The sequence below is a fragment of the Winslowiella arboricola genome (genome assembly GCF_025527015.1).
GTDB classification, from domain to species: domain Bacteria; phylum Pseudomonadota; class Gammaproteobacteria; order Enterobacterales; family Enterobacteriaceae; genus Erwinia; species Erwinia arboricola.
The window spans coordinates 1-1,291 of the sequence record NZ_JAODIM010000026.1; the positions used below are offsets into that span (position 1 = coordinate 1).

At 53.6% G+C, this 1,291-nt stretch carries 1 rRNA gene; it reads right to left on the reverse strand.

The features are described 5' to 3' along the window. Positions 1-1,133, reverse strand: a 16S ribosomal RNA gene (locus N5923_RS00140); the annotation flags it as partial. Between the last annotated feature and the right edge of the window lie 158 nt (positions 1,134-1,291).

A 1,291-nucleotide genomic window follows, 5' to 3' on the forward strand; every position in this document is an offset into this window, starting at 1 on the left:
CGCTGGCAACAAAGGATAAGGGTTGCGCTCGTTGCGGGACTTAACCCAACATTTCACAACACGAGCTGACGACAGCCATGCAGCACCTGTCTCACGGTTCCCGAAGGCACTAAGGCATCTCTGCCGAATTCCGTGGATGTCAAGGCCAGGTAAGGTTCTTCGCGTTGCATCGAATTAAACCACATGCTCCACCGCTTGTGCGGGCCCCCGTCAATTCATTTGAGTTTTAACCTTGCGGCCGTACTCCCCAGGCGGTCGACTTAACGCGTTAGCTCCGGAAGCCACGCCTCAAGGGCACAACCTCCAAGTCGACATCGTTTACGGCGTGGACTACCAGGGTATCTAATCCTGTTTGCTCCCCACGCTTTCGCACCTGAGCGTCAGTCTTCGTCCAGGGGGCCGCCTTCGCCACCGGTATTCCTCCAGATCTCTACGCATTTCACCGCTACACCTGGAATTCTACCCCCCTCTACGAGACTCTAGCCTGCCAGTTTCAAATGCAGTTCCCAGGTTGAGCCCGGGGATTTCACATCTGACTTAACAGACCGCCTGCGTGCGCTTTACGCCCAGTAATTCCGATTAACGCTTGCACCCTCCGTATTACCGCGGCTGCTGGCACGGAGTTAGCCGGTGCTTCTTCTGCGGGTAACGTCAATCGACGCGGTTATTAACCGCATCGCCTTCCTCCCCGCTGAAAGTACTTTACAACCCGAAGGCCTTCTTCATACACGCGGCATGGCTGCATCAGGCTTGCGCCCATTGTGCAATATTCCCCACTGCTGCCTCCCGTAGGAGTCTGGACCGTGTCTCAGTTCCAGTGTGGCTGGTCATCCTCTCAGACCAGCTAGGGATCGTCGCCTAGGTGAGCCGTTACCCCACCTACTAGCTAATCCCATCTGGGTTCATCCGATGGTGTGAGGCCCGAAGGTCCCCCACTTTGCTCTTGCGAGATTATGCGGTATTAGCTACCGTTTCCAGTAGTTATCCCCCTCCATCGGGCAGATCCCCAGACATTACTCACCCGTCCGCCGCTCGCCGGCAAAGTAGCAAGCTACTTCCCGCTGCCGCTCGACTTGCATGTGTTAGGCCTGCCGCCAGCGTTCAATCTGAGCCATGATCAAACTCTTCAATTAAAAAGCTTGATGCTCAAAGAATTAAAACTGTTATTCGTAATGAATATAGTAGTCACTCTTGAGACTTGATATTTCAAATTTTTTCCATCCGGAGATGGTTTGCGATATCAACCCTGCGAGTGCCCACACAGATTGTCTGATAAATTGTTAAAGAGCAG